General features: G+C 64.6%; 27 protein-coding genes, 3 tRNA genes and 1 pseudogene. 19 read left to right on the top strand and 12 right to left on the bottom strand.

Features of this window, described 5'->3' with window-relative positions; genetic code table 11:
• The first annotated feature begins 23 nt into the window (after positions 1-23).
• From glpX to ACFSX5_RS00140, 4 genes are all read left to right on the top strand, one after another.
• The gene (gene glpX / locus ACFSX5_RS00155; protein ID WP_386830634.1) at positions 24-1,010 is read left to right on the top strand and encodes a class II fructose-bisphosphatase; all 987 of its coding nucleotides are present in this window, start codon (positions 24-26) and stop codon (positions 1,008-1,010) included.
• 55 nt (positions 1,011-1,065) lie between these two features.
• Entirely contained in the window at positions 1,066-2,856 is a 1,791-nt protein-coding gene (recJ, locus tag ACFSX5_RS00150; RefSeq protein ID WP_386830632.1) for a single-stranded-DNA-specific exonuclease RecJ, read from the top strand.
• Between the two features lie 54 nt (positions 2,857-2,910).
• Positions 2,911-3,645: a DUF4336 domain-containing protein gene (locus tag ACFSX5_RS00145; protein ID WP_386830630.1), complete on the top strand. Its 735-nt coding sequence runs from the start codon at positions 2,911-2,913 to the stop codon at positions 3,643-3,645.
• A 171-nt stretch (positions 3,646-3,816) separates the two neighbouring features.
• Positions 3,817-5,052 carry a class I SAM-dependent methyltransferase gene (locus tag ACFSX5_RS00140; protein WP_386830628.1) on the top strand — a complete coding sequence of 412 codons (1,236 nt, stop codon included), beginning with the start codon at positions 3,817-3,819 and terminating at the stop codon, positions 5,050-5,052.
• Between the two features lie 49 nt (positions 5,053-5,101).
• Here ACFSX5_RS00140 and ACFSX5_RS00135 read toward each other — a convergent pair whose 3' ends face one another.
• From ACFSX5_RS00135 to ACFSX5_RS00115, 5 genes are all read right to left on the bottom strand, one after another.
• Positions 5,102-5,263, bottom strand: a complete 162-nt coding sequence (locus ACFSX5_RS00135; protein WP_386830626.1) for a hypothetical protein — start codon at positions 5,261-5,263, stop codon at positions 5,102-5,104.
• A 140-nt stretch (positions 5,264-5,403) separates the two neighbouring features.
• A tRNA-Glu gene (locus ACFSX5_RS00130) sits at positions 5,404-5,478 on the bottom strand.
• Positions 5,479-5,529: 51 nt separating this feature from the next.
• Positions 5,530-5,604: transfer RNA gene (locus ACFSX5_RS00125), tRNA-Glu, on the bottom strand.
• Between the two features lie 73 nt (positions 5,605-5,677).
• Positions 5,678-6,154 (bottom strand): YcbK family protein, encoded by a 477-nt coding sequence (locus tag ACFSX5_RS00120; protein ID WP_386830624.1) that lies wholly within the window; start codon positions 6,152-6,154, stop codon positions 5,678-5,680.
• A gap of 131 nt (positions 6,155-6,285) precedes the next feature.
• Positions 6,286-6,702, bottom strand: a complete 417-nt coding sequence (locus tag ACFSX5_RS00115; protein WP_386830622.1) for a VOC family protein — start codon at positions 6,700-6,702, stop codon at positions 6,286-6,288.
• Between the two features lie 158 nt (positions 6,703-6,860).
• On the opposite strand from ACFSX5_RS00115, the gene ACFSX5_RS00110 reads away from it, so the two are divergent.
• Positions 6,861-7,478, top strand: a complete 618-nt coding sequence (locus ACFSX5_RS00110) for a cold-shock protein (RefSeq protein ID WP_386830620.1) — start codon at positions 6,861-6,863, stop codon at positions 7,476-7,478.
• A gap of 8 nt (positions 7,479-7,486) precedes the next feature.
• On the top strand, positions 7,487-7,948 hold the full coding sequence (locus tag ACFSX5_RS00105; protein WP_386830619.1) for a DUF192 domain-containing protein: 462 nt from the start codon (positions 7,487-7,489) through the stop codon (positions 7,946-7,948).
• On the opposite strand, the gene trhA is transcribed toward ACFSX5_RS00105, so the two are convergent.
• Positions 7,945-8,622, bottom strand: a complete 678-nt coding sequence (gene trhA, locus ACFSX5_RS00100) for a PAQR family membrane homeostasis protein TrhA (protein WP_386830617.1) — start codon at positions 8,620-8,622, stop codon at positions 7,945-7,947. The two genes, ACFSX5_RS00105 and trhA, sit on opposite strands and share 4 nt — an antisense overlap.
• 181 nt (positions 8,623-8,803) lie before the next feature.
• On the opposite strand from trhA, the gene ACFSX5_RS00095 reads away from it, so the two are divergent.
• From ACFSX5_RS00095 to ACFSX5_RS00085, 3 genes are all read left to right on the top strand, one after another.
• Positions 8,804-9,262: an ArsR/SmtB family transcription factor gene (locus tag ACFSX5_RS00095; protein ID WP_386830615.1), complete on the top strand. Its 459-nt coding sequence runs from the start codon at positions 8,804-8,806 to the stop codon at positions 9,260-9,262.
• Positions 9,263-9,403: 141 nt separating this feature from the next.
• On the top strand, positions 9,404-9,865 hold the full coding sequence (locus tag ACFSX5_RS00090) for a hypothetical protein (protein WP_386830613.1): 462 nt from the start codon (positions 9,404-9,406) through the stop codon (positions 9,863-9,865).
• Positions 9,866-10,137: 272 nt separating this feature from the next.
• Positions 10,138-10,311, top strand: coding sequence for a hypothetical protein (locus ACFSX5_RS00085; protein ID WP_386830611.1), 174 nt, complete (start codon positions 10,138-10,140; stop codon positions 10,309-10,311).
• A 27-nt stretch (positions 10,312-10,338) separates the two neighbouring features.
• Here ACFSX5_RS00085 and ACFSX5_RS00080 read toward each other — a convergent pair.
• Together ACFSX5_RS00080 and ACFSX5_RS00075 are read right to left on the bottom strand one after the other, a co-directional pair.
• Positions 10,339-10,415: transfer RNA gene (locus ACFSX5_RS00080), tRNA-Arg, on the bottom strand.
• Between the two features lie 50 nt (positions 10,416-10,465).
• Positions 10,466-11,497: a LacI family DNA-binding transcriptional regulator gene (locus ACFSX5_RS00075; protein WP_386830609.1), complete on the bottom strand. Its 1,032-nt coding sequence runs from the start codon at positions 11,495-11,497 to the stop codon at positions 10,466-10,468.
• A gap of 227 nt (positions 11,498-11,724) precedes the next feature.
• Here ACFSX5_RS00075 and ACFSX5_RS00070 point away from each other — a divergent pair, with 227 nt between their 5' ends.
• From ACFSX5_RS00070 to ACFSX5_RS00035, 8 genes are all read left to right on the top strand, one after another.
• Positions 11,725-12,969, top strand: a complete 1,245-nt coding sequence (locus tag ACFSX5_RS00070; RefSeq protein ID WP_386830607.1) for an ABC transporter substrate-binding protein — start codon at positions 11,725-11,727, stop codon at positions 12,967-12,969.
• Between the two features lie 95 nt (positions 12,970-13,064).
• Complete coding sequence (locus ACFSX5_RS00065; protein WP_386830605.1) at positions 13,065-14,006, top strand: carbohydrate ABC transporter permease; 942 nt, start codon at positions 13,065-13,067, stop codon at positions 14,004-14,006.
• Positions 14,007-14,020: 14 nt separating this feature from the next.
• Entirely contained in the window at positions 14,021-14,935 is a 915-nt protein-coding gene (locus tag ACFSX5_RS00060; protein ID WP_386835531.1) for a carbohydrate ABC transporter permease, read from the top strand.
• Positions 14,936-14,939: 4 nt separating this feature from the next.
• Positions 14,940-16,022 carry an ABC transporter ATP-binding protein gene (locus ACFSX5_RS00055; RefSeq protein ID WP_386830603.1) on the top strand — a complete coding sequence of 361 codons (1,083 nt, stop codon included), beginning with the start codon at positions 14,940-14,942 and terminating at the stop codon, positions 16,020-16,022.
• Between the two features lie 71 nt (positions 16,023-16,093).
• Positions 16,094-16,840, top strand: coding sequence for a sugar phosphate isomerase/epimerase family protein (locus tag ACFSX5_RS00050; RefSeq protein ID WP_386830601.1), 747 nt, complete (start codon positions 16,094-16,096; stop codon positions 16,838-16,840).
• 3 nt (positions 16,841-16,843) lie between these two features.
• On the top strand, positions 16,844-17,986 hold the full coding sequence (locus tag ACFSX5_RS00045; protein ID WP_386830599.1) for a Gfo/Idh/MocA family protein: 1,143 nt from the start codon (positions 16,844-16,846) through the stop codon (positions 17,984-17,986).
• 508 nt (positions 17,987-18,494) lie between these two features.
• Positions 18,495-19,208 (top strand): sugar phosphate isomerase/epimerase family protein, encoded by a 714-nt coding sequence (locus ACFSX5_RS00040; protein ID WP_386830598.1) that lies wholly within the window; start codon positions 18,495-18,497, stop codon positions 19,206-19,208.
• A 100-nt stretch (positions 19,209-19,308) separates the two neighbouring features.
• Positions 19,309-20,460, top strand: coding sequence for a Gfo/Idh/MocA family protein (locus ACFSX5_RS00035; protein WP_386830596.1), 1,152 nt, complete (start codon positions 19,309-19,311; stop codon positions 20,458-20,460).
• Between the two features lie 55 nt (positions 20,461-20,515).
• Here the strand turns inward: ACFSX5_RS00035 and ACFSX5_RS00030 are convergent, their stop codons facing one another.
• Positions 20,516-21,373: a TraB/GumN family protein gene (locus ACFSX5_RS00030; protein ID WP_386830594.1), complete on the bottom strand. Its 858-nt coding sequence runs from the start codon at positions 21,371-21,373 to the stop codon at positions 20,516-20,518.
• Between the two features lie 266 nt (positions 21,374-21,639).
• On the opposite strand from ACFSX5_RS00030, the pseudogene prfB (ACFSX5_RS00025) reads away from it, so the two are divergent.
• A pseudogene (prfB, locus tag ACFSX5_RS00025) lies at positions 21,640-21,819 on the top strand (peptide chain release factor 2); the annotation flags it as partial.
• A 37-nt stretch (positions 21,820-21,856) separates the two neighbouring features.
• Positions 21,857-22,606: a peptide chain release factor 2 gene (gene prfB / locus ACFSX5_RS00020; protein WP_386830592.1), complete on the top strand. Its 750-nt coding sequence runs from the start codon at positions 21,857-21,859 to the stop codon at positions 22,604-22,606.
• A gap of 3 nt (positions 22,607-22,609) precedes the next feature.
• Here the strand turns inward: prfB (ACFSX5_RS00020) and ACFSX5_RS00015 are convergent, their stop codons facing one another.
• The 3 genes from ACFSX5_RS00015 to ACFSX5_RS00005 form a co-directional block, all read right to left on the bottom strand.
• Positions 22,610-23,269, bottom strand: coding sequence for a M23 family metallopeptidase (locus ACFSX5_RS00015; protein WP_386830590.1), 660 nt, complete (start codon positions 23,267-23,269; stop codon positions 22,610-22,612).
• On the bottom strand, positions 23,269-23,652 hold the full coding sequence (locus ACFSX5_RS00010; RefSeq protein ID WP_386830589.1) for a hypothetical protein: 384 nt from the start codon (positions 23,650-23,652) through the stop codon (positions 23,269-23,271). Before ACFSX5_RS00010 ends, ACFSX5_RS00015 begins: the two co-directional genes overlap by 1 nt.
• Before the next feature lie 88 nt (positions 23,653-23,740).
• On the bottom strand, positions 23,741-24,256 hold the full coding sequence (locus ACFSX5_RS00005; RefSeq protein WP_386830587.1) for a peroxiredoxin: 516 nt from the start codon (positions 24,254-24,256) through the stop codon (positions 23,741-23,743).
• Between the last annotated feature and the right edge of the window lie 238 nt (positions 24,257-24,494).

Below are 24,494 nucleotides of genomic sequence, written 5' to 3'. Positions count from 1 at the left end.
CGAAAAAGAACGGCGGGGGAGACATGGAACTGAGCAAGGCCCTTGGCGACAAGGGACCCGCCCATCTGCATCGCAGCCTGACGCTTGAACTGGTTCGCGTGACCGAGCGCGCCGCCATTGCTGCTGCTGCCTGGCGCGGCAAGGGCAACGAGAAGGCTGCCGACGATGCGTCCGTCGCCGCCATGAAGGCCGAACTCGATCGCGTCGATATCGCCGGCCGGATCGTGATCGGCGAAGGCGAGCAGCATGAATGCGATGCCCTGTTCGTGGGCGAGGTCGTGGGTACCGGGCACGGCCCGCAGGTGGACATCGCCGTTGACCCGCTCGAGGGCGTCACCTCCTGCGCCAAGAACCAGCCCGATTCGCTGGTGGTCCTCGCCATGGCCGAGCGCGGCGGGCTGCTGAACGTCGCCCGCAATCTCTATATGCACAAGATCGCCATCGGTCGCGATTATGCACCCGGAACGGTCCATATCGACTGGACCGCAACCGAGAACGTGACCGCGCTCGCGAAGGCCAAGGGCGTGCCGCTGTCGGAAATCACCGCCATCGTGCTCGACCGGCCGCGCCACGCGAGCCTCATCGAGGAGCTGCGCACGGCCGGGGTGGCGGTGAAGCTGATCAGCGACGGCGATATCGCCGGTGTCATCCATGCCGTGAACACCGAAGACACCGGCGTCGACATCTATCTGGGCTCTGGCGGTGCGCCCGAGGGTGTGCTGGCGGCGGCAGCGCTGCGCTGCATCGGCGGCCAGATGCAGTGCAAGCTGATCCTCGACACGCCCGACAAGCGCGAACGCGCCATTTCCATGGGCATCCAGAACCCCAACCGCGTCTACGAGGTCGGCGATCTCGCTTCGGGCGATGTGCTGTTCGCGGCCACCGGCATCACCGATGGCAGCCTGATCGAGGGCGTGCGGCTGAAGCGTGACGCGGTAGTGACCAATACCATCGTCATGCGCAGCTGGAGTCAGACGGCGCGCTGGATCAAGGCGCAGCACGCGCGATAAGCCGCGACACCGCGAGCCTTTCCCCCAGCCGGCAAATCGCCTACCACTCCGCCCCATGCTGGACACGCCGCGATCTTTTCTGGATGTGACCCGATCCGTCGGCGGCCGCGCCTGGGTCGACAGGCTGGACATGGCCGGTACGCGGCTGGCGACTGCCATCTCGCAGCGGCACGACATCCCCGAAATTCTCGGACGGGTGATGGCCGGCCGCGGCGTCGGGCTCGATGAAGCAGGCTCCTACCTCGAGCCGACCATCCGGAGCCTGATGCCGGATCCCTCGACCCTGACCGCCATGGACGCGCTGGCCGAGCGCCTGGCGGGGGCAATCACCGACAACGAATCCGTGGCCCTGTTCGGCGACTATGACGTCGACGGCGCCTGCGCCACGGCGCTGATGGCGCGGTATCTGCGCCATTTCGGCCTCGAGCCGCGGGTTCACATCCCGGACCGCATCTTCGAAGGCTATGGGCCGAACATCGGGGCGATCGACAAGCTCATCGATGGCGGGGCAACGCTCATCGTCACCCTCGACTGCGGAACCACCAGCGACGAGCCTATCGCCCATGCCCGCCGCCGTGGCGTCGACGTGCTGGTGATCGACCATCACCTGTCCGACCACGAGCTGCCGCCGGCAACCGCGCTGGTCAATCCGAACCGCGCCGACGACATCTCCGGCCTGTCCTATCTTTGCGCCGCCGGCGTGACCTTTATGGTGCTGGTGGCGGTCAACCGGCTGCTGCGCCAGCGCGGCGGCACCGGACTGCCGGACCTGCTGAAGCTCCTCGATCTCGTGGCGCTCGCCACCGTGTGCGATGTGGTGCCGCTGGTGGGGCTGAACCGCGCCTTCGTGGTGCGTGGCCTCGAGGTGGCGCGTCGCGGCGACAATCCCGGTATCGCTGCCCTGGCGCTGGCGGCACGGGTGGGCGGACCCATAAACCCGTATCATCTCGGTTACCTGATCGGGCCGCGCATCAATGCCGGTGGCCGCATCGGCAATGCGGCGCTGGGCACCGAACTGCTGACCGTCGAGGACGAACACCATGCCCTCGCCATCGCCTCCCGCCTCGACGAACTCAATGGCGAGCGACAGCGCATCGAAGTCGAGGCGGTGGAGCAGGCGACTGCCGTAGCCGAGCTGGAAATCGGCTCGGGAGAGGGGCCGCCGGTGCTGGTGCTCGCCTCGGCCGAGTGGCACCCGGGCGTGGTCGGGCTGATCGCGGCGCGGCTGCGCGAGCGCTTCGACCGCCCGGCGTTCGCCATCGCCCTCGGCCCCGATGGGGGCGGCACCGGCTCGGGCCGATCCGTGCCGGGTGTCGATCTCGGCCGTGCGGTCATCGCCGCGGTAGAATCGGGGCTGATCCCGAAGGGCGGCGGGCATGCCATGGCCGCCGGCGTGACGCTTAGGCCCGGTCAACTCAGCGCCTTCCGCGGCTATGTCTCCGAGGCGCTTGCGGCCGATGTGGCCAAGGCGCGCGCGGCAACCTCACTGGCGGTGGATGCGGCGGTGACGGCGCGCGGCGCTTCGGTGGAACTCGTCAAGGCCATCGAACGGGCGGGCCCGTTCGGCGCCGGCAATCCCAATCCGGTGTTCGCCTTCCCGGCGCATCGCGCCCGCTTCGCCCAGGTGGTGGGGAAGGGGGGGCATATCAGCTTCTCGCTCGCCTCCGAGGATGGGGCGCGGCTCAAGGCCATAGCCTTTCGCGCCGCCAATACACCCCTTGGCGATATTCTGCTGCGTGAACAGGACGTGCCGCTCCATTTCGCCGGCACCTTGTCCCTCGACCACTATCAGGGGCGCGAGCAGGTGCAGCTCCGTGCGCTGGACGTTGCCCGCCCGCGCAGTTGAGGAGTTGCAACTGCCACCCTGCCGTGGAGTTGAGAGGCCAGCGGAGGCAATGTCATGGCAAACGTCACCTATCAGCCGGTCGATGAGCCGAAGGCGGTGGCGCCGGAGGTCTGGGTGGTCGACAGCGGACCACTCCGTATCGCTGGCATGCCGATCCCGGTGCGGATGACGGTTATCCGACTGCCCGATGGCGGCCTGCTGCTGCACTCCGCGACGCAGTTCAGTTTCGAGTTGCTGCGCATGCTTGAGGCTCTGGGCGCGATCCGTCATCTGGTGGCGCCGAACACTGTGCACTGGACCTATGTGCGCGAGTGGCAGTCGCATTGCCCGGCAGCGATCACCTGGGGTGCGCCGGGCCTGAGGCGCCGGAAAGCGGTGGCCGAAGCGGGGCTGCACATCGGTCGGGATCTGGCCGACGGCACCACGCCTGAATGGCAGGACGTCATCGAAACAGTGGTGGTGCATGGCAGGGGTATCGCCGAAGCGGCGCTGTTCCATCGGCCGAGCGGCACGCTGGTGCTGACCGACCTGGTCGTCAACGTCGAGCCGCGGAAGCTGCCGTTGCCGGTGAGCGTGGGTGCCAGACTGGTGGGCGCTGCGGCTCCGCATGGGCGCGCGCCGGTTTATGCGAGGGCGGCGTTCAAGGCCGGAGGAGAGCGGGCCGCGGCCGCAGCAGCGCGATTGGTTGCCCTTCAGCCGGAGCGGGTCATCTTTGCGCACGGCCGGTGGTTTGAATCCAACGGTGCAGCCGAACTGCGCCGTTCTCTCGACTGGCTGCTTCCGGGCTGAGCTGGCAAACTCTTGTAAGTGCTGCTTGCATATCCATTTGTGGCGGCTAAAGTGCAGCGGCATTCACCGGATCGTGTAGTCCGGTGCTCGTGGGTGTACCCGCGATCTACCGCGGCGGCAGCCGTCAAGGCGCTCCGCCCGGCTCGTGTAAGAACTGGAACCGGCGGTTCGATGACCAAGACTGCAGTTGACGATACGCGTACCGGGGGCACGCTCTGGACCCGCTTCGCATCCTGGACCCTGGATGCAGTCGGCTCGCGCATGTTGGGCAATCCCAAGCACGGGGCGGTCACGGTGATCCTGCCCAATGGGCGTACCCGCACCCTCGGTAATCCGGCAACCGGCGAACACGCCGTGCTGCGGCTCAACAATTTCTCCGTACTCACCGAGGCGATGCGCCGCGGCACCGTTGGCTTTGCCGCCGCCTACATGAACGGCGACATCGAGGTCGACGACCTCACCGCCCTGTTCCGCTTCTTCCTGCAGAACCGTGACTTGTTCGATCAGGCCAATCACGGCTTTTTCCGCAAGGCCGCATCGGACCTCCACTACCACCTGTCCCGCCGCAACACTCTGGAAGGCTCCAGGAAGAACATCGCCGAGCACTACGACCTCGGCAACGACTTCTACGGCCAGTGGCTGGACCCTTCGATGACCTACTCGTCGGCCATATTCCTGTCCGGCGACCAGAGCCTCGAGGAAGCGCAACTGACCAAGTACCGCCGCGTCGCTGACATGGCGGGCGTTCGCACGGGCAGTTCCATCCTCGAGATTGGCTGCGGCTGGGGCGGCTTCGCCGAAACCATCGCCCGCGACTACAACGCGACCCTGCGCGGCATTACCCTCTCCGCTGAGCAGTTGAAATACGGCCAGGAACGCCTGAGGCGGCAGGGGCTCGACGACAAAGCCGAACTGGTGTTCGAGGACTACCGGCACACCACCGGGGCGTACGACCATGTCTGCTCGATCGAGATGATCGAGGCTGTCGGCGAGGACAACTGGCCGAGCTACTTCCAGGCGGTACGCGACCGCCTGAAGCCCGGCGGAACGGCGGCCATCCAGGCGATCACCATCGATGAATCCGATTTCGACGGCTATCGCAGCGGCCCGGACTTCATCCAGCGCTACATCTTCCCGGGCGGCATGCTGCTGACCAAGACGGTGATGAAGGAGTTCGGCGAGCGCTACGGGCTCGTGCTCGAGAACGTGGAGAATTTCCGTCTCAGCTATGCGCGCACCCTGCGCCTGTGGCGTGAGCGCTTCCTCGAGCGCTGGCCGGTGATCGCACCGCTCGGCTACGACGAGCGCTTCAAGCGCAAGTGGGTGTACTATCTCAGCTATTGCGAGGCGGGCTTCACCGAAGGCACGATAGACGTCGGCATCTACCAGTATCGCCGGCCGAACTAGGTGATGGAGGCGGCCGCATCCTGATGCTACGCCATCCTGGGTCAGCCGCTTAAGGGCGGGCGGTGAGCGGCTGGCAGTCTGGACCCGAGGCGGCGTAGGGTTCGGCCAGGCGCCAGGAGCGCCTGTAGGTCAGGCCCTTGCCAATCTCCTGGTGCAGTCGATACCGGGCGAGCAGTGCGGCGAAGTCCTTGTCCCGGAGAAAAAGGTCCATCAGCAGGGCGTCATCAATGATGACAGCGGGAGGACGGCACCGCATGTCCGCGACCGTTTCCGTTCGCACACGCTGTACCAGCTTGGTCAACTGGTAGGAGAGCTGTCCGCCTTGGGCGGCCCGATACACAGGGGAAGAGTTGGTACGCCCAAGGGGAATCGAACCCCTGTTTACGCCGTGAGAGGGCGTCGTCCTGACCGCTAGACGATGGGCGCACAGTCAACGCTCAGTGTGTACCGCCTACCGCTTGCCGGAGCAAGGGGAGGTGGTACGCCCTAGGGGAATCGAACCCCTCTCTGCACCGTGAAAGGGTGCCGTCCTAACCGATAGACGAAGGGCGCCTGAACGCTGCGGCTCGTATAGTCAGCTTATCCGGTTTGTGCAACCCACTAAGCCGCTTAGCCGCGAAAGTTTTCAACAGCCCGAGAAAGTGACGGGGCGGCTGTAGCCACGCGGGCGATCGCGCACGTCGACATGTATGAACTGCCGCCCCGGATAACAACCGAGGCCGCCGACGCTGCCCGAGCGCATGGCAAAGGCGATCAGCTCGCGCTTGTCGACGCCGGGGATGTAGAAATCGGCGGCCATGCACTTGGTGTGGTAGGAATTGTCGGCGCCGCCGGCGGCCGCATTGTGGTGCCCATCGCGGTAGCCGGAGCTCATGATGATCTTCTTGCCGAAGTGTCCCTCGAACTCCCAGATCAGGAAGCGCAGCTTCGGCGAGATGCAGAAGGCATTGACCTCCCGGCTCGACACGATGGTGCCCCAGTCGGAGCGTTTGCCGGCATAGGCCGCCCCGCTGGAACTGGCGAACATGGCCATCGGCACGCACGCCGAGAGTGCCAGGGCGGCAACGGCAGCGGCGGCGATGGAGCGAAAAAGAGAATACATGCGACTTCCCGCTGGACGGCTGTTGCGGAAGGGCAACAGGCAATGTTCCTGCTGGTGAGGTCGCTAAAATACGAAGGGTTTCGCTAACCGCCGGATAACTCCAGTGGTTAGCGATGTGTTACCTATCGGCTCTACCAGGTGCCGGTGTTCGGCATGGAGGCCCAGGGCTCCTGCGGGTCGAGATGGCCGTCCTGAATCAACTCGACGGAGATCCCATCGGGCGATTTGACGAAAGCCATGTGCCCGTCACGGGGCGGGCGATGGATGGTGAAGCCCATGTCCATCAGGTGCTGGCAGAGTTTGTAGATGTCGTTCACCCGGTAGGCGAGGTGGCCGAAATTGCGGCCGCCGGTATAGACTTCCGGATCCCAGTTGTAGGTGAGTTCCACTTCCCCACCGGTGTCACCGGGGGCGCGGAGGAAGATCAGGGTGAACCGGCCCTTTTCGTTCTCGGTGCGGCGCACTTCCTCGAGGCCCAGCCCTTCGCAATAAAAGCGCAGGCTTTCCTCGACATTGGCGACGCGCACCATGGTGTGCAGGTACTTCACTGCTTGTCCTCCTGTGGTTGGATCGGCGCCTGCCTAGCAAGCCGGGGCGGGAGGGACAATTCCAAACAGAGTCTTAACAACTCAGCCTGAATCGGCCACAGTGCCCTATCTGTTGGCGTACCCCCGCTGATCGCGGGGTGGTTGAGGGGCGTTTGGGCATGGGGGCCAAGTTCGGCAGTGACGGCAGGCAATCCGCGGAGTCTCCGGACAAGACCGGGACGACGGAGAGCCATCATTCGCCCGACAACGCGAACAGCCTCGACACTGTCGAGATTTCCGGCGCCATCAAATGGTTCGATGCCGGCAAGGGCTTCGGCTTCATCGTTCCCGACAACGGCATGCCGGACGTGCTGCTGCACGTCACCTGCCTGCGGCGCGATGGCTACCAGACCGCCTATGAGGGCGCGCGCATCGTTGTCGAGGCGCTGAACCGTCCCGGTGGACTGCAGGCGTTCCGCATCGTCTCGATGGACGAATCGACTGCCCGGCATCCGTCGCAGATGTCGCCGCCGCGCACTCATGTGGTGGTGGAGCCGACCTCGTCGATGGTGCGGCTTGAGGTGAAGTGGTTCAACCGCATCCGCGGTTTCGGCTTCCTCTCCGCCGGCGACGGCGCGCCGGATGTGTTCGTCCACATGGAAACGCTGCGCCGCTTCGGCATCACCGAACTGCGTCCGGGTCAGCATGTGCTGGTCCGTTACGGCAATGGGCCGAAGGGCCTCATGGTCGCCGAAATTCGCCCGGATGGTTGGGGCGAGGCTCCGTCCTCGCACTAGAGGACCCCATGTTGCCCAAGCTCACATCCGTCGGCGCCGCAGTGGCTGCCATCCTGTTCGCCATGCCGCTGGCCGCCTGCAGCGACGAGGGGCGGCTGACGCTCCACACCGCCAGCGGTGAGTATGCCTTCACGGTCGAGATCGCCGACGAACCGGCGGAGCGGCAGCGCGGCCTGATGTATCGCGAGGAACTCGCCGACGACGCGGGGATGCTGTTCGACTTCCAGGAGGAGCGGGTCGTCTCGTTCTGGATGAGCAACACCCTGATTCCGCTCGACATGATCTTCATCGGCGCCGACGGCGTGGTGAAGACGATCCATGTCAATGCCCGGCCGCTGGACCTCACCTCGATCTCGTCGCAGGTGCCGGTGCGATACGTGCTGGAGATTCCGGGCGGGCGGTCGGTCGAGATCGGCCTCGAGCCGGGCGACGAGGTGGAACATCCGCTGATCGGAACGGCGGCCGACTAGAGCCGGTGGATCACCATGCAGTCGATGACTGCCCACAGATGCAGGCTCGCGCCGATGACCACGAAGACGTGCCACAGCGCGTTCTGGAACTTCAGCCGTTCCCACAAATGGAAGACGATCCCGGCCGAATAGGTGATGCCGCCGGCCAGCAGCAGCCATAGAGTGCTCGCGGGCAGGGTCTGCGCCAGCGCCTGGAACACCGTCACGCCGCTCCAGCCGATCGCGAGATAGAGCAGGATCGCCATGCGGCCGAAGCGCTCCGGCACCAGGAGCTTCAGCGCAACGCCTACCAGCGAGGCGCCCCAGACGAAGGCGGTCAGCACGATGCCGTGCGTGGTTCCGCCGAGCGTGGCGAGGAACGGGGTGTAGGATCCAGCGATGAACAGGAAGATGGCGGCCTGGTCCAGTCGGGCCAGCCAGCGCTTCGCCGGGGTGATCGGCCACATATTGTAGGCAAGGGAGACCCCGAGGACGACAACGAGAGTCGCGACATAGACCACCAGCGCCGGCACGGCTTCCGGCGCTGTGCCCAGCACGGCGAAGGCGATCAGGATGGCGCCGGCGGCAACGGCGACCACCAGCCCCAGCACGTGCACCACGCCGTCCACCACCATCTCGGCGAGGGTGAAGGGGCGGCGCTTCCACCAGTGGATATCGGGGGCAGGTGCGTTCAAGGTCTTCTCCGTTGGGGCAGCAGTCTGGTCCGTGAGATATGACCATAACCTTGCCGGCCGGCGCCGGTTCACCGGCGTCGTAAAGTGCCGGCAAACGCATCTGGTGAACAACCCGTTCCAAGCGCTTGACGGGTAACGGTGCCGTTACGTAGCAGCGAGGGGTTCCTTTTCGAGAGCTCAAGTGTCTCCCGTACCCGTTCTTGTTGCCCTGGCCGATCCCGTCCGCTGCCGCATCGTCGAGATGCTGCGCGCGGAGGCCCAGCCTGTTCACCGCATCGCCGCGGCCTTTCCGATCTCGCGTCCCGCCATTTCGCGGCACCTCAAGGTGCTCAAGCGTGCGCGCCTGATCAGCGAGAAGAAGGTGGGGCGCGAGAACATCTATGTGCTGCACCCGCGGCGGCTCGAACCGGTGCGCAAGTGGCTCGACGGCATCCATCCGGCGCCTGTCGCTGCTACTGAGGCGGCGCTTCCGGCCGAAGTGGCTGTGCCTGCCACCCCTGTCGCCAAGCCCGCCCCACGCAAGGCCGCCCGGTCGGTTCCGGCCAAGACGCCGGCCGAACCGGCTCCGCCGCCGCCGGTGGCTGCTACACCCAAGCCGAGCCCGAAGCCGGCGCTCGAGCAGATGGGCTTCGATTTTTAAGCCGGACGGTGGGCTGCTCCCAAACGCAAGTTGGGAGCACCGCCACGCAGCCCCATCCCCAGATAGTTGATCGCTGGCGCGGCAACGCGATGGCGGAGCAGTCGTTGTCTGCGGGCGAGCAGACAGACAGGGATGACTCAGATGAACACGGTCGCGAAGCTCACGGCAGTTGCAGCTATCCTCGCCACCACCTCAGGTCTAGCGATGGCGCAGGGCGCCGTTGACGCGAACGCAAGTGCGACTTCCGGCAGCGATTCCGCAGCAAACGTCAGCGCCGATGCTGAAGTGAACTATGATTCGATCATCTCGAACCTGCAGGGGTCCGACGTATCGTCTGCCGATATCGTGGCGTTGGGAGCGGACGCGCAGATCGACATCGTCACGCTCTCTGAATTGCAGGGCAACGCGGGTGACGATGGCGAGGCCGTGGGCGAGGCCGTCAGTTCCCAGGCGACGATGCTCGCTGAACTCACCGCTGCCATAGAGGCCAATGCCGACGTACAGGCCGCCCTTGCCGCCGAGGGCTTTACCTCTGACGACATTGTTGCCGTCGCCTCGAGCAGCGAGGGCAACCTGACCATTGTTGTGGACGACGCGAGATAGTCTTCCTCCACCAAGGCCTGCTTCCGATCCTGCAGGGTAGGGGTGCATCCGTTCTGGCCGGCGATGCCTTGTGACGCCGCAACCTAGCCGGAGACATTCAGATGTTGAAACGCCTGCTCTTGCTCGCTCTCGTGACCTTCACTTTCGGAGCAACCCTGACCGGGTGCGATGCGCCGGATGTGGAGGATGCCGAAGTGGAGGTGGACGACTGAGGGGCGGAACGGTCGGCGCTGCCTGTCGTTCGTCTCCTTCAGTCCAGCATGGAGGGGACGATGCAGTTTCCACCGCTTGAGCCGACCCTGCCGACCGACATTCCACCGCCACCGCCGGGAGATCTTCCCGATCCTGACTTGCCCGGTGGGGACGATCCGGCCGAACAACCCGACTACGAGCCGGGACCCGACCTGCCGGACCCGGCTCCGGAGGACATTCCGCCGCCGGTGTGACGTGTTGTGGTGATGAACGAGGCCCTCTGGCGATCCCGACAGGATTCGAACCTGTGACCAACAGCTTAGAAGGCTGCTGCTCTATCCAGCTGAGCTACGGGACCGAGCGAGGGGTAGTGCACGTTTAGCGCATTTTGCCGCCGAGGGAACGCCCTTAGTGGCGCGGGGCGGTGCTGGCGCGGATGATGAGGTCCGAGCTCAGGACCATGCGGCGGGGGACGCGGCTGTGCGGCTCGCCCTCGATGACGTCGATGAGCGCCTGCGCTGCCAGCCGGCCCACTGCGGCGCAAGGCTGGCGCATGGTGGTGAGCGGCGGCACGTAATGCTGCGCCAGGGCGATATCGTCGAAACCGACCACAGAGACATCGCGCGGGCATTCGACGCCGGCGCCGCGTAGCGCGGTGAGAAAGCCGATAGCGCTTTCGTCATTGGCGGTGAACACGGCTGTCGGCCGGTCCGGTAGGGCAAGGAAAGCTGCAGCGGCAGCCCGCCCGTCTTCCATGGCAAATCCGCCCTCGAGCAGCCATTCAGGATGCAGCGGCAGGCCGGCCTGTGCCAGTGCGGCGGCGAATCCCTGCTGGCGCTCGCTGGTCAACACATTGCCGTCGGGGCCGCGGATATGGGCGATGCGACGATGCCCAAGTTCGATCAGGTGCCGCGTTGCCCGCTCGGCAGCATAGGCATTGTCGGTCTTGACCGTGTGGAAGGGCGAATCGGGGATCTCCTCGCAGGCCACGACCAGCGGCACGGGGGAGGGCGCCGTGCGCAGAATCATCAACTGCTCGAGGTCGACCGAGCCATCGAACAGCACCAGCCCATCCACCCGGTTGGAGATGAAGTACTCGCGGATGCGGCGCCCGGGATCGTCGCCGGAGAATCGGTTGGCGACGAGCACGCCATAGCCGCGTGCGGAGGCCTCCCGCTCCACGGCATCGAGAATGTTGGCGAAGAAGGTATTGCGAATGTCCGGGAGCGCCACGAGGATGGTGCGGGCGGTCTTCTGACGCAGCGAGCGGGCCGACTGGTTGAGGGTGTAGCCCGTTGCCTCGATCGCATCCGAAACGCGCTGACGGGTATCGTCGCTGACCCGCTCCGGCATCGACAGGGCCCGGCTGACGGTGGCCGTCGAGACCTGTGCAAACCGGGCAACGTCTTGAATCGTCGGCGCTTTTTTAACCAGGCTCATGTCTGGCAGCGCCCCCTCCGCGCAGCGTTACCCAAACTGTCTAAATGCGACTTGACAGGTCTGCAAGCTGTGTATGAAACTCCTGAAATCGATTGCAGAACTTTCGGGGCTCCGGAAATGCAATCGATTACACGCAGCCAGCTCGGGACACCTCGAAAGAAGGTGGCCTTGCGGCTGGCGGCACCGCGGGGCGTTCCGCTCCAAGTGATCGTTGGGAGGACTATTCCATGAAGAAGTTTGCAGTGGTTGCCACTATGGCGACCGCTCTGCTCGGCTCCACCGCTATCCATGCCGCCGAGCTCGAAGTCACGCACTGGTGGACTTCGGCCGGTGAAGCTGCGGCCATTGCCGAATTCGCCAAGGTCTTCGAAGAAGAAACGGGCCACACCTGGGTCGACTCCGCGCTGTCCGGCTCGGGCACCGGCGCCAACCCGGTGATCATCAGCCGCATCATCGGCGGCGACCCGATGGGCGCCACCCAGATGAACACCGGCCGCGACGCCGAAGAACTCATCCAGGCCGGCCTGATGCGCGACCTGACCGAGATCGTCGGCGACATGAACATCGAAGAGTTCTACGTGGACGCTTCGCTGCTTGAGCCCTGCCGTTACGAAGGCGGTCTCTACTGTCTGCCGATCAACATCCACTCGTGGGACTGGCTGTGGCTCTCCACCGCTGCCTATGAAGAGATCGGTCAGCCCGTGCCGACCAACTGGGACGAATATGTCGCGTCCTGGCCGGCCCTCCAGGAAGCCGGCATCCTGCCGTTCGGCCTCGCCACCGGCTGGCCCTTCTCGGGTATCCCGGGTGCTCTGATGGCCGGTCTCGGTGGTCCGGAACTGGTGCTCGCCATCAACCGTGACAAGGACCCTGAGGCTGTTCGTGGCCCCGAGTTCCGCAAGGTCGCTGAAGCTCTCGACAACCTGCGTTCGGTCGTCTCGCCCGAAACCATGGTCCCGTCCTTCGGTGACGTTGGCAATCAGCTCCTGGAAGGCACTGCTGCCGGCAACATCCACGGCGACTGGCTCGCCGGCGACCTGCAGATCGCAGGCGGCGTCCCGGGCGAAGACTACGAGTGTCTGCCGGGCCTCGGCTTCGGCACCCAGCTCAGCGGTGGTGGCGACTCCTTCTACTTCCTTCCGGTCCTGCCGGAAGGCACCGATCCGGAAGTGATCCAGGCTCAGGAGCAGCTCGCTCGCATCCTGATCTCGCCCGAAGCCCAGCTGAACTTCAACCTGGTCAAGGGCTCCATGCCGATCCGCACCGACATCGATCTGTCGGGTGCCAATGCGTGCATGCAGAAGGCCATCGCTCTGCTCGACAACGGCCTGCTGCCGTCGGGTGACTTCTCGCTCTCGAGCGACGTCCAGCAGCAGCTGCAGGACCTCAACACCGAGTTCCTCGACGACGACAGCATCACTGTCGACGACTACATCGAGCGCTACGCCTCGATCATCGAGTCGGCTGAGTAACATTCCGGCTATCCGGTTGGGAGTTCGCTCCCAATGAGGAAAATGGTGGTCGGCCTTGCACACAAGGTCGGCCACCTTCTCTTGGAGAAATATTCATGGCGGACACTGCCGTTCCCTTGGAAGCAGGAGTCGAGACGGTCCACCGTCCTGGCCTGCTGAAGAGAATCCTGCTTCACAACCTGCCCGCCAAGATCGCTGCACTGCCCATGGTGGCCACGGTGCTGGTCGTCTTCGTCGGCTGCACCATCTGGACGATCTACTACTCGTTCACCAATTCCAAGCTCCTGCCGACGGGCAAGTTCGTCGGTTTCGACCAGTATGAGCGCCTGTTCGCGACCTCCCGGTGGAACGTCTCGGTCTGGAACCTTCTCGCTTATGGTTCCATGTCGCTGGTGTTCACGCTGGTCATCGGCTTCATCCTTGCGGTGCTGATCGACCAGAAGATCCGGTTCGAGAGCGCCTTCCGCACCATCATGCTCTATCCCTTCGCCCTGTCCTTCATCGTGACGGGCCTGGTGTGGCAGTGGATCATGAACCCCACGCTCGGCCTGCAGGGCACGATGCGCAGCCTCGGGTGGGAAAACTTCACCTTCGACTGGATCGCCAACCCGCGCATGGTGCTGTTTGCCCTGCTGATCGCCGGGCTTTGGCACGGCACCGGTTTCTGCATGGTGCTGATGCTGGCAGGGCTGCGCAGCGTCGACGAGGAAGTGTGGAAGGCAGCGCGTGTCGACGGCATTCCGACCTGGCGCACCTATGTGTCGATCGTGCTTCCCATGATGCGCGGCGTGCTCGTCACTGCCGTGGTGATCATCGGCTCGGGCATCGTGCGCCTCTATGACCTCGTGGTGGCACTCACCAATGGCGGCCCCGGCATTTCGTCGGAAGTGCCGGCCAAATACGTGCTCAACTACATGTTCTCGGGCGGCAATATCGGCCAGGGCCTGGCCGGCGCGTCCATGATGCTGCTGACGGTGCTGATCATCATGATCCCGTGGGCCTATCTCGAATTCGGCGGAAAGGGGCGCCGCACATGAGCCAGACTGCAACCATGACCGGCCCGGCGCCCACAGCCTCCGACAACGTCGTCGAGGCGCGCGGCCCCCGGCCCAGGCCGTTCTTCACCCCGAAGAAGATCATCCTCTATTCGATCCTCGTCTTCTTCTCGCTCTACTATTTGTTCCCGCTCTATGTGATGCTCTCGACATCGCTGAAGACGATGCCGGAAATCCGTTTCGGCAACATCTTCGCGCTGCCCACGGCACCGAACTTCGACGCCTGGGTCAAAGCCTGGGGCAGCGCCTGTACGGGCCTGACCTGTCAGGGTCTGTCCCCCGGCTTCTGGAACTCGGTGAAGATCACCATTCCGTCCACCATCGTGTCGATCTTCATCGCGGCGGTGAACGGTTATGCTCTGGTCAACTGGCGCTTCAAGGGTTCGGAGATCTTCTTCTCGATCCTGATCTTCGGCTCGTTCATCCCCTACCAGGTGATGCTCTACCCGCTGGTGATCATCACTCGCGAACTCGGCATCTTCGGCACACTGCAGGCCGTGATCCTGGTCCACACCATTTTCGGCATGCCCATCCTGACGCTGCTGTTCCGCAACTACTTCGCGTCGTTGCCGCAGGAGCTGTTCAAGGCCGCGCGTGTCGACGGGGCAGGGTTCTGGCGCATCTTCTTCGAGATCATGCTGCCCATGTCGCTACCGATCTTCGTGGTGGCGCTGATCCTGCAGGTCACCGGTATCTGGAACGACTTCCTGTTCGGCGTGGTCTTCTCGGGCACGCAGAACTACCCGATGACCGTCCAGCTCAACAACATCGTCAACTCGGCCCAGGGCACGCCCGAATACAACGTGAACATGGCCGCCACCGTTCTGACCGGTCTCGTGCCGCTCATTGTTTACTTCGTGTCCGGCAAGTGGTTCGTCCGCGGCGTCGCTGCCGGTGCGGTGAAGGGATAATCGAATGCAACCCAGCGTTTCCATCCGCGACCTGTCGCTCAACTTCGGCAATGTGAAGGTGCTCGAGCACCTGAACCTCGACATCGCGCAGGGCGAGTTCATCGTCCTGCTCGGGCCCTCCGGTTGCGGCAAGTCCACCTTGCTGAACTGCGTTGCCGGCCTGCTCGACGTCTCCGACGGCCAGATCTTCATCAACGGCAAGAACGTCACCTGGCTCGAGCCCAAGGACCGCGGCATCGGCATGGTGTTCCAGTCCTATGCGCTCTATCCGCAGATGAGCGTCGAGAAGAACCTCAGCTTCGGCCTGCGCGTCGCCGGCATGCCCAAGGACGAGATCAACCGCCGCGTCCAGCGCGCTGCCGAGATCCTGCAGATCCAGCCGCTGCTGCAGCGCAAGCCCGCCAACCTGTCGGGTGGCCAGCGCCAGCGCGTCGCCATCGGCCGCGCCCTGGTGCGTGACGTGGACGTGTTCCTGTTCGACGAGCCGCTGTCCAACCTCGACGCCAAGCTCCGCTCCGACCTGCGCGTCGAGATCAAGCGGCTGCACCAGCGCCTGAAGAACACCATGATCTACGTGACCCACGATCAGATCGAGGCGCTGACCCTGGCCGACCGTATCGCCATCATGAAGAACGGCGTGATCCAGCAGTTGGCCGATCCACACACCATCTACAACAAGCCCGTGAACCTTTACGTCGCCGGCTTCATCGGTTCGCCCTCGATGAACTTCATCGATGGCCGGATCGAGGGTTCGGACTTCATCGCCGAAGACGGCACGCGAGTGCCCGTCGCTGCCTATGAGTTCGCCGGCAAGACGTCGGGTGCCACCAAGGCGGTGCTCGGTGTTCGTCCGGAGCACATTGCAGTGGGCGAGGCGGCGGCCGGCCTGCCGTTCACGACCGAGACCGAAATCGAGATCGTCGAGCCGATGGGTTCCGACACCCTCGCCTGGACCACGATCGCCGGAAAGTCGGTGACTTTCCGCGCCGACAGCGACATTCCGCTCCAGGCCGGGCAGAAGGTTCTCGTCGGTTTCGATCCGGCGCGCGGCTCGTTCTTCGACGCCGAGAGCACCAACCGGCTCTAGGAGCCGACTGCGGCACAGCATTCCGCCATCGCCTCGGGGCGGTGGCCTCTTTCATACGACCTGAGGCAATCATGGAATTCTCCTATCAACTCTACAGCGCCCGCAACGAGGCGTCGCTCGACGATACCCTGAAGACGCTGAAATCGCTCGGCTACAGCCAGGTCGAGGGCTGGGGTGGCCAGTTCGGCGATCCGGCCGCGCTGGTTCAGAGCCTGAAGAATGCCGGCCTCACCATGCCGACCGCGCATATGGGCTACAGCCAGCTCGAAGACACCGATGCGGTGCTGAAGATCGTCGATGCCGTCGGCATCCAGACGGTCTACTGCCCGGCACCGCCGTCGGAGGAGTTCCGCAACGGTGGTGGCGACTGGCAGGATTTTGCCGAGGGCCTCGCCCGTATGGCGGCTGCCTTCAAGGCCGCCGGCAAGGGCTTCGGCTACCACAACCATCACTGGGAATTCGGCAAGGTCAACGGCAAGACCCCGATCGAGATCATCCTCGATGCTTCCCCGGACCTGCAGTGGGAAATGGACCTTGCCTGGGTGGTGAAGGCCAATGAGGATCCGGTCGCCTGGATGGACCGCCTCGGCAGCCGCATCACCGCTATCCACGTCAAGGACATCGCCCCCGCCGGCGAGGCTCTGGACGAAGACGGCTGGGCCGATGTGGGCCAGGGCACGCTCGACTGGAAGAAGCTGCTGGCCGATGCCAAGGCGAAGACCCGCGCCACCTATTTCGTTGCCGAACACGACAAGCCCAGCGATGCGATCCGCTTCGCCCGCCGGTCCATGGACGCCCTCAAGGGCTACGGAGCTTAAAGCATGGCGAAGACTTATGGCGTCGGCATCATGGGTGCCGGCAACATCTCGAGCGCCTATCTGCGTCTCGCGCCGCTGTTCAAGAACCTCGAAGTTCGCGCGGTTGCCGACATCGTTCCCGAGGCCGCCCAGAAGCGCGCCGAGGAGTTCGGTGTCGCCGCTCAAACGCCGGATGAGCTGCTGAAGAACAGCGAGATCGACGTCGTCGTCAATCTCACCATCCCGGCGACGCACTACAAGGTGTCGATGGACATCGTCTCGGCCGGCAAGCACGCCTATTCCGAGAAGCCGTTCGTACTGAGCCTCGAAGAGGGCATGGCGCTGCGCAAGGCCGCCGAAGACCGCAATCTTGCGGTCGGCTCGGCCCCGGACACCTTCCTCGGCGGTGCCCACCAGCAGGCGCGCGAGATCATCGACTCCGGCAAGCTCGGCAAGATCATGAGCGGCACCACGCATGTGATGAGCCGCGGCATGGAGCACTGGCATCCGAACCCGGACTTCTTCTTCCAGCCCGGCGGCGGCCCGATCCTTGATCTCGGCCCGTACTACGTCACCAACCTGATCCACTTCCTCGGCCCGGTGCGGCGGCTCTCCGCCTTCACCAACATGGCCCGTGCGGAGCGCGTGGTGACGGCTCCGGGTCCGTACCAGGGCACCACCATCAAGGTCGGCACCCCGACCACGATCCATGGCGTGCTGGAGTTCCATTCGGGCGCCATCATCACCATCGGTACGAGCTGGGACGTGGCGAGCCACGGCCACCACAACATTGAGCTCTACGGCACCGAAGGCACCATCTATGTGCCGGATCCGAACTTCTTCGGCGGTGACCTCGTCACGGCTGACATCGAGGGCAAGAAGACCCCGGTCGAGCCGTGGGACCATCCCTTCGGCAAGCCGAACCAGGGACTCGACACCGATCAGCCGCGCTCCAACTACCGCGCTGCCGGCCTTTCCGACATGATGCTGTCGGTCGAGAACGGCACCACGGCCCGCTGCGGTATCGACGTGGCGCTCCATGCCGTGGACGTGCTGACCAGCCTGCTCAAGGCCGGCGAAAGCGGCCAGGTGCTGACCCTGTCGACCACCTGCGAGCGTCCGCGGGCCCTTGGTCCCGAAGAGGCACGCGCCCTGCTGCGCGCCTGAGGAACGTACCGCGTTGACAGCGTTCCGGCGCCGGTCAACAGTGGATGAAAGCCTGGACAGGCGGCGGGCAATCGCCGCCTGTTCCATATCCGGCACCGGTGCCGGGCAAGCGAGAACAGGTCCCGCTCCATGCGGAGGGCAGGGACCGCCAGCAAGGGAGTGACTTCATGCGCACCATCAAGGGTCCGGCGATTTTCCTCGCCCAGTTCGCGGGCGACGCGGCTCCGTTCGACAACCTCGACAATATCTGCCGCTGGGCTGCCGGCCTCGGCTACAAGGGCGTGCAGATCCCGACCTGGGTGTCTAGCTTCATCGATCTCGAAAAGGCGGCGAACTCAAAGGCCTATGCCGACGAGATCAAGGGGATCGTGAACAGCCACGGGCTGGAGATCACCGAACTGTCGACGCACCTTCAGGGTCAGCTCGTCGCGGTGCATCCGGCCTATGACACCGCCTTCGACGGCTTTGCCCCGGCGTCCGTACACGGCAACCCGAAGGCGCGCCAGGAATGGGCCGTCCAGACGATGATGAACGCCGCCAAGGCGTCGCAGAATCTCGGGCTCAAGGGGCACGCCACCTTCTCCGGTGCGCTGGCCTGGCCATACCTCTATCCCTGGCCTCAGCGCCCGCCGGTCTCGTCGAGGAAGCCTTCGACGAACTCGCCCGCCGCTGGACGCCGATCCTCAACGCCTTCGACGAGGCCGGGGTCGATGTCTGCTACGAGATCCATCCGGGCGAGGATCTCCATGACGGCATCAGTTACGAGATGTTCCTCGAGCGCGTGAACAACCATCCGCGCGCCAACCTGCTGTACGATCCGAGCCACTTCGTGCTGCAGCAGCTCGACTATCTCGACTACATCGACATCTACCACGAGCGCATCCGCGCCTTCCACGTGAAGGACGCCGAGTTCAACCCCACCGGCCGCCAGGGCGTCTATGGCGGTTTCCAGAGTTGGGTGAACCGGGCAGGGCGCTTCCGGTCGATCGGCGACGGCCAGGTCGATTTCCCCGCGATCTTCTCCAAGCTCACCGCTCACGACTTCGACGGCTGGGCCGTGCTCGAGTGGGAATGCGCGCTGAAGCATCCCGAGGACGGAGCACGCGAAGGTGCCGAGCTCATCCAGAGCTACATCATCCGCGTCACCGAGAAGGCGTTCGACGACTTCGCCGGTGCCGGCACCGACCAGGCTGCCAACCGCAAGATGCTCGGATTGAGCTGAATCGTCCCCGAAACACTGCAGATGGCGCGTCACCGGTAACGAAACGCAGACCGATCGCGCCGTCTGCGCTGCACAAGACTGACCTGAGGAGGCACCGAAAATGGCTGAGAACGGCGCACGGCGCATTCGCCTGGGCATGGTTGGTGGTGGCACGGGAGCCTTCATCGGCTATGTCCATCGCATCGCCGCCCGCATCGACGGGGACTACGATCTGGTGGCCGGCGCACTGTCGTCGCGGCCCGAAGTGGCCAAGGAATCTGGGGAAAATCTCGGTCTGGCCGAGGATCGCATCTACACCTCCTACGAGGAGATGGCACGCGCCGAAGCCGCCCGTCCGGACGGCATCGAGGCCGTGGCGATTGTCACCCCCAACCACATGCACTACGGCCCGGCCAAGGCCTTCCTCGAGGCCGGCATCCACGTGATCTGCGACAAGCCGATCACCTCAACCATCGAAGACGCCCGCGCCCTGGCGCAGGTGCAGCCGAAGAACGGCGCCAAGTTCTTGCTGACGCACAATTATACCGGCTATCCGCTGGTGCGGCAGGCCCGTGAATTGGTGGCTTCCGGCGCGCTCGGCACCATCCGTGTCGTGCAGGTAGAGTACCCGCAGGACTGGCTCACCGAGGCGACCGGCGAGGAGAACAAGCAGGCTGCCTGGCGTACCGATCCGGCCCGTTCCGGCGCCGGCGGCTGCATCGGCGACATCGGTACCCATGCCTACAACCTCGCCCGCTTCGTCACCGGGCTGAGGACGGAGGCCGTTTCGGCCGACCTCGACAGCTTCGTGCCGGGTCGTCAGCTCGACGACAACGTCCATATCATGCTGCGCTTCGAGGGCGGCGCGAAGGGCATGCTGTGGGCGAGCCAGGTAGCCGTGGGCAACGAGAATGGCCTGCAGTTGCGCGTCTATGGCGACAAGGGCGGCCTCGAATGGCGCCAGGACAACCCGAACTACATGTGGTTCACCGAGTTCGGTAAGCCCAAGCAGTTGCTGACCCGCGGTGGTTCGATCTCGGTGCCGCCGGCGGCTTCGATGAACGTCCGCATCCCCTCCGGTCACCCCGAGGGCTATCTCGAAGCCTTTGCGACGCTCTACTCGCAATTTGCGGCAGTGATCCGTGGCGAAGGCCAGGACTATGAAGCGCTGCTGCCGTCGCTGGCGGATGGCGTCGAGGGCATGCAGTTCATCATGGCCTCGGTGAAGTCGAGCCAGAACGATGCGAAGTGGACTCGCTTCAGCGAGGTCTAGGCTGCGCGACAGAGACGCGATTCATGGCCATCGGGTTCGCCCGGTGGCCTTTTTCTTATTGAACCCGCGTGGCGGTGAACCCCTCGGCCTCGAGCAGTTCGATGACGTTGGTTGGTCCGACGAGGTGAGCGGCCCCGACGATGACCAGCGCGTCAATGTCGTCTGCGAGCAGTTGCGACAGCGGCTCCACCCAGTTGCGGTTACGCTGATAGAGCAGGCGGTCGAGGAAAGCGTCCTCGAAACCACCCATCTCCATCTGGAACAGGTGTGCGATGCGGTCGGCGGTGCCGGCCTGCCAATGGTGGATCATCTTGCTCATCAGCTTCGGCATGCTGTCGAGTTCGTCCAGCGTGGCCTGCAGCATGACGAGTTGCTCCTCGTCTGAGGCGCCGGCCAGCACATCCAACTGCTCCTCACCCGTCTCGAGATGGATGAGCCGGTCGGGCTCGATCTCTGGTTCAATCTGGAATTCGACGCCGGGCTGGTCGTAGCCAAGTGCCATCATCGCCGCCACGGAGATGGTGTTGGCAGCCATCCAGGGCCGCATGGCCAGCAATGAGCCCACCGGCACATCGTAGGCCGAACTCTGCGCCCTCAGCGTCGCCTCTAGGTCGTCGTCGATGACATCGGTCAGCAGCGTGCCATCGACATAGACACCGCGTGCTATGGCCGCGGCACCGACTTGAGCCTGTGCCAGCGGGCTGACGTCGGTTTCGAGCACGATCTTGTCGGCCGCGGCGAGGCGCTCGTCGAACAGCGGCGTGCGCCAGTCGATGCCGTCGGGCAGGACGTGGAAGGAGCCGAACAGGTAGATCGCGCTGTCCGCGTCGCTGACCTTCCACATGGCGGGTGCGGCCGCCACGGAAGACGCAAGGGGCAGCAGAAGGGCGAGAGGCAGGGCAAATCTGAGCATGGTGCATTGTGTCCCGCCGGCATGCTGCGGCAAGCCGGAGGCTCTGCGGGTTGATCCGGTCGCCCGCCTTCGCTACACGGGGCGCCAGCAACAAGGACGAGTTGAATGCGCGCGGAAACCGAAAAGGCCGTAGCCGAAATCGAGCAGGTGCTGAGCCTGCTGAGGAGGCATCTTTGACTGGGATACAGCTGAACTCCGCTCGCGGCGCTGAGCGCCGAAACCGAATCCCGGACTTCTGGAACGATCCCGAGAAGGCTCGGGTGCGCATGCGCGAGCGCGACGACCTTGATGTCGCCGTCAAGGCCGTGCGCGAACTGGAAGCCGGGATCCGCGACAATGTCGAACTGATCGAACTCGGCGAAGCCGAGGGCGACGAGGGCGTCGTCAAGGAAGCCGAAGCGGCGCTGCTCGAGCTCAAGCAATCGGCGCGCCGGCACCAGATCGAGACCCTGCTTTCGGGCGAGGTCGACGCCAACGACTGCTATGTCGAAATCCACGCTGGCGCGCGGTGGTACCGAGTCGCAGGACTGGGCGAGCATGCTGTTGCGCATGTACACCCGCTGGGCCGAGCGCCGGAAGCTCAAGGTGGAAACCATCGAGTTCCACGACGGCGAAGAAGCCGGCATCAAGTCCGCCACCATCCAGGTGAAGGGCCACAATGCCTATGGTTGGCTGAAGACCGAAAGTGGCGTGCACCGGCTGGTGCGCATCAGTCCCTATGACTCGGCTGCCCGCCGCCACACCAGCTTTTCGAGCGTCTGGGTCTATCCGGTGATCGACGACACCATCGACATCGAGATCCGCGACAGCGACCTGAAGGTGGATACCTATCGCTCGTCCGGCGCCGGTGGGCAGCACGTTAACACCACCGACTCCGCGATCCGCATCACCCACATCCCGACCGGGATCATTGTCGCCTGCCAGCAGGAGCGTAGCCAGCACAAGAACCGTGCGACGGCCATGAACATGCTGCGGGCGCGTCTCTACGAGCTGGAGATGCAGAAGCGGGAAGAAGCGGCCAACGCCCAGGCAGCCAGCAAGACCGATATCGGCTGGGGTCACCAGATCCGCTCCTACGTGCTGCAGCCCTATCAGATGGTCAAGGATCTGCGGACGGGCGTCGAAAGCGGGCAGCCCTCGCTGGTGCTCGACGGAGATCTCGACCAGTTCATGGAAGCGGCCCTGGCACAACGCGTCGGCGTTGCCACGGACGTCACGGCGGACGCGGACTAGCGGTTAAATCAGCGCCAGCAACTGCCGCCCGGCCTCAAGGAACTCCTTGGGGTTCAGGGCGGTGTCGTTGCGGCGCACCTCGAAGTGCAGGTGCGGACCGGTGGAGCGGCCGGTGGAGCCGACCTTGGCGATGGGCGTGCCGGTGTTCACGCGCTGGTCCTTTTCCACCATATAGGCGGAGAGATGGCCATAGCGGGTGATGAAACCGCTGCTGTGGGTCACCTCCACCGTCTTGCCGTAACCGGACTTCTGCCCAACGAAGGTGACGACGCCTGCGGCGGCGCTGAAGACACTGGTGCCGCTGGGCGCCGCGAAATCGAGTCCGGCGTGGAAGGCGCGTGAGCCGGTGAACGGGTCCTTGCGGTTGCCGAAGCCGGAGGACTGGCGATAGCCATCGCTGATCGGCATATGGACCGGGGCCGCATCGATGCTCTGCCGTGCGGCCTGGTAGCGGATCAGGGCAGCCAGCACGGCGTTGGCATCCTCTACCGCTGGGCTGAGTGCCGCATCCTCCACCGGCGCCAGAAGCGGCCCGCCCACGCCCTCTTCGACGGGCGGCAGGGTGACCGGAATGCCGAGTCGCGTCAGCGTCGAGACGATCCCCTCGGTGCGCTCGCTGGCGGTCGATGCGATGGAAGCCATGGCCGAGCGAGTCTCGGTCATCATCTGGTCGATCGAGGCGGCCGTGGCGGCGATGTCGGGATTGCCGGAGGCCGTCGTGGGTACGGTGATGGCGGCTGTCGTGGGGGTTGCCGCGGGGCGATGCCAAGTGCGTCGGCCTTGTCGACCAGGACCTTCACCAACTGGTGTTGTTCGAGGAGGACTTCCTGCTGCTGCGCCAGTTCCTGCAACTGCAGGTTCATGTCGCCGGCCTGGGCGTAGTTGCGCGAGTGCAGGCGGTCGATCTCGACCCGGAGTTCGGCGATGCGATCCTCGTAGGCAGAGATGATCTGGTCGGTCTTGCCGCTCCAGAGCCGGGCGATGTCGGAGTGCAGCAACAGGGCGGTCCCGAGCAGGGCATTGCCGCCGAGCAGCAGCACGAACATCGAGTAGAACAGGGCGGGTGAATCCGGTGACCGACGCTGGCTCGTGCCTGTTCGAAACTGCTTCGAGCCTGCATCCCAGCGACTCCACTCACGCGACCATGGTGAGCGGAGTATGAACCGTGATGGTTAGCAGTGTGTTAGCCGCCTGAACGGCCTCAAGGACCTTCTGGGCGTGACCCTTGATCCGGGTGGCCCTGATGATGCGCGCGATCTTGCCTTCGGCATCCACGATGAAGGACGTGCGGATCAGGCCCATGAACTCCCGGCCATAGAGTTTCTTCAACTGCCACAAGCCATAAGCCTCGATGGCAAGACGATCGGGATCAGCCGCGAGCGGCAGCTTCAGCCCGTATTTGCGGCGGAAGCGAATGTGGCTCTCAACCGAGTCGGGAGAGATGCCGACGAGGCGGGCGCCGGCGGCGGCGAATTGATCGGCGCGTTCGGAGAACTCGATGTTCTCGTCGACGCAGCCGCCGGAGTCATCCTCGGGATAGAAGAAGAGCACAACGGTATGCCCCCGATGGTCGGAAAGCGTGAAGCTTGTCCCGTCGTCGAGCGGCAGGGTGAGGTCTGGGGCAGGATCGCCTTCGCGCAGTGTGGTCACGCCCAACTCCTTCCCCGCAGAAATTAACCGGTTTCGCGCCATATTACAGCCAGTATGATCAAACAACAGACTGCCTGCGGCGGTTGATTCTGACGAGGTGCCAGACATAGCGGCCCAGCCTGACACCGGACCCAAGTGAGCGCGACTTCTCCCCCCGCGGATATACCTACCGCGCCCAAGCCCAATACCCGCCGGCACCCGCGCGCCACACAGCCAAGTTGCGGTGTGGTTTTTGGGC

Source organism: Devosia albogilva (assembly GCF_042685625.1).
GTDB classification, from domain to species: domain Bacteria; phylum Pseudomonadota; class Alphaproteobacteria; order Rhizobiales; family Devosiaceae; genus Devosia; species Devosia albogilva.
Note: the sequence above shows the minus strand (reverse complement) of the source record. Positions and strands in the feature narration are given on the sequence as shown.